The following is a 2,265-nucleotide window of genomic DNA, read 5'->3' as shown; positions in this document are numbered from 1 at the left end:
TTTGTTTATGATCTTACTTGCGGACCAAATTTGCCTGTTTGAAAATCAAGAAATGCTTTTTTTACTTCTCCCATTGTGTTCATTACAAATGGTCCATGTGCCGCAACTTCTTCTCGAATAGGCTCTCCTGAATAAACGAGTACCCGTGAACGACTGTTAGCGTGAATAGATAGTTCACTTTCATTCTCTTCCTTTGCAGAATCATCATAAGTCAAAGTCGCAGTCCCTGTTTTCTTCAGGTTTTCTTTTTGTTCACCGAAATCCATATCCCCTGATAAGACATAAAGAAAAGCGTTGTGGTTAGCTGGAATAACGTGCGTATAGGAAGCTCCAGGTTCAAGTGTAATCTCTGCCAACGTCATCGGCACCGCGGACTGAAGCGGACCTTCGACACCTGCTGCATTTCCTGCATAGACACGTACCTCTGCACCATCGAAGGAGACAAGCTCTGTCGCGTCTTTCCGGATATCCTGATAACTCGGCACCATATCTTTTTTATCTTTTGGAAGATTGATCCATAACTGCAAAGTATGCGCGATATCATCATCAACCGCTTCTTCCGCGTGACGGGCACCAGCCCCAGCATTCATATATTGCACATCGCCTGATTCGAGGATGCCGTGACCGCCTCGATTATCAATGTGCTCCAACCGTCCGTCAATGACATACGTTAGCGTTTGAAAGCCACGATGGGGATGATCAGAAAATGTTCCTCGTTTGAACCAATCCTCAGCCATCAATAAAAAAGGATCAAATTCCTGCCAATGACCAGGTTCTAGTATCATTCCTTTTTGAACAGCTGGGAAATCCATCTCATTATAGTTCACGTACCATTTTTTCTTCACTTCCCTCTTCATCATTGATCACTCCTAAGCTCGTATTACAATAAAAAATACCAACGAAAAGGTTTGAAATCAAGACAAACGCTTCGTTGGCTTCTTCGGATAGATCGTAATCATTCGATACATTAGCAAGCTGAAAATCGCAAAAAACAACAGGGCGCTTACACCATCAGGTATCGCAATATTTTTTAATACGACACTTAAAATTAACGGCAGTGTTGCAGCGTAAGCCGTGAGCTTCCATAATTGCTGATACGTCATTTTACGGCCGAGCACTTTTCGTAATAAGAGAGCGCCACCAGCCAGGATTGAAACTCCAATGAGAATCAAAAAAATGATGAACAACGGATAAAAAACCATCACCTGGACGAGATACTGCCCACGTGAGACTTCTGTCAGATTCGTATCCAGGTTTTTTATAGTACGAATCATATCCGGTAAGAACAAGATCGCTAAAAGCATGAATAAATAGACAATTGTATTCGTCATTCCTTTACGGTTCAACCGGAACATCGCTTCTTTTTTCGGTAAACGTAAACTATTGATCAATGAGTCAATAAACCCCATGTTCTTCTCCTACCTTAGTCGGCATATACAGCCAATTCTTCTTCTATCTTAACACGGATTTTGTCCAATGCTTCTTCTGATGTTTTTGCAAAAACTCGAGTACCATTCACAATGGCGTATGGTCTTAGCGCGCACATCCCACAATAGGAAAGGCATTCGTTCATGAGTACCGCCACTTCAGGGTATTCGGACTCAATAATACCTTCAATATCAAGTTCCGTGATCAAATTCCCGTCACACACTTCGACTACGACTACCCCCATGGTTGAATACTCCTTTCTATGATGACTTTATTCCAGCCCTAAAATCAGTCGAGCCTCACGCTCGTCCTCTTTCATTTGTTCGACTAATACCTCCACACCCTTAAAATCCACTTCATCACGTAAATGGCGTAAAAACTTAATACGTACATTTTGGTTATATAAGTCTCCTGAATAATCGAGGAGATACGCTTCCACTTTATAGGAATCGCCGTTGACCGTGGGGCGATATCCGGCACTAATCAATGTGTAATAATGTTCGGGCGACTCTTCGGAAATCTGCACAACACCCAAATAAACCGCAGGCTTGACCTCAACGTATTCTTCAATTCCGCCGAGGTTTAGCGTGGGAAAGCCAAGCTCTCTGCCTAGCTGTTCGCCTTTTTCTACTACGCCTGTCAACTCGAATGGCCTTCCGAGCATCGCCTGGGCAGCTTCCATACGACCTTGCTTAACAAGAGAACGTATTGTGGTACTGCTTATTTTTTCACTGTTCAATTTCACTATTGGCAGAATCGTAACGGGAATATCTAGTTGACGGCAAAGGTCTGCGAGTCCCTCAGCATCTGAACCTCTGCCCTTTCCGAACCGGAAAT

4 protein-coding genes are annotated in these 2,265 nt (G+C 43.2%); all 4 read right to left on the bottom strand.

Annotated features, from left to right (window positions below):
• Nucleotides 1-5: 5 nt before the first annotated feature.
• Nucleotides 6-860: a pirin family protein gene (locus LD39_RS18625; RefSeq protein WP_035551576.1), complete on the bottom strand. Its 855-nt coding sequence runs from the start codon at nt 858-860 to the stop codon at nt 6-8.
• Between the two features lie 54 nt (nt 861-914).
• Nucleotides 915-1,409, bottom strand: a complete 495-nt coding sequence (locus LD39_RS18620; protein WP_035551573.1) for a DUF1189 family protein — start codon at nt 1,407-1,409, stop codon at nt 915-917.
• 14 nt (nt 1,410-1,423) lie between these two features.
• Complete coding sequence (locus LD39_RS18615) at nt 1,424-1,672, bottom strand: DUF1450 domain-containing protein (protein WP_035551570.1); 249 nt, start codon at nt 1,670-1,672, stop codon at nt 1,424-1,426.
• A 27-nt stretch (nt 1,673-1,699) separates the two neighbouring features.
• On the bottom strand, nt 1,700-2,265 hold a 566-nt coding region (locus tag LD39_RS18610; RefSeq protein ID WP_035551568.1), incomplete at its 5' end, for a riboflavin kinase.

The organism is Halobacillus sp. BBL2006, from assembly GCF_000786645.1.
GTDB lineage: Bacteria > Bacillota > Bacilli > Bacillales > Halobacillaceae > Halobacillus.
This window is presented reverse-complemented; position numbering and strand designations above follow the sequence as displayed.

What these genes read in the sequence shown, in the direction of transcription:
- LD39_RS18625 (WP_035551576.1), bottom strand. Translation starts at nt 860, where the DNA reads ATGATGAAGAGGGAAGTGAAGAAAAAATGGTACGTGAACTATAATGAG.
- LD39_RS18620 (WP_035551573.1), bottom strand. Translation starts at nt 1,409, where the DNA reads ATGGGGTTTATTGACTCATTGATCAATAGTTTACGTTTACCGAAAAAA.
- LD39_RS18615 (WP_035551570.1), bottom strand. Translation starts at nt 1,672, where the DNA reads ATGGGGGTAGTCGTAGTCGAAGTGTGTGACGGGAATTTGATCACGGAA.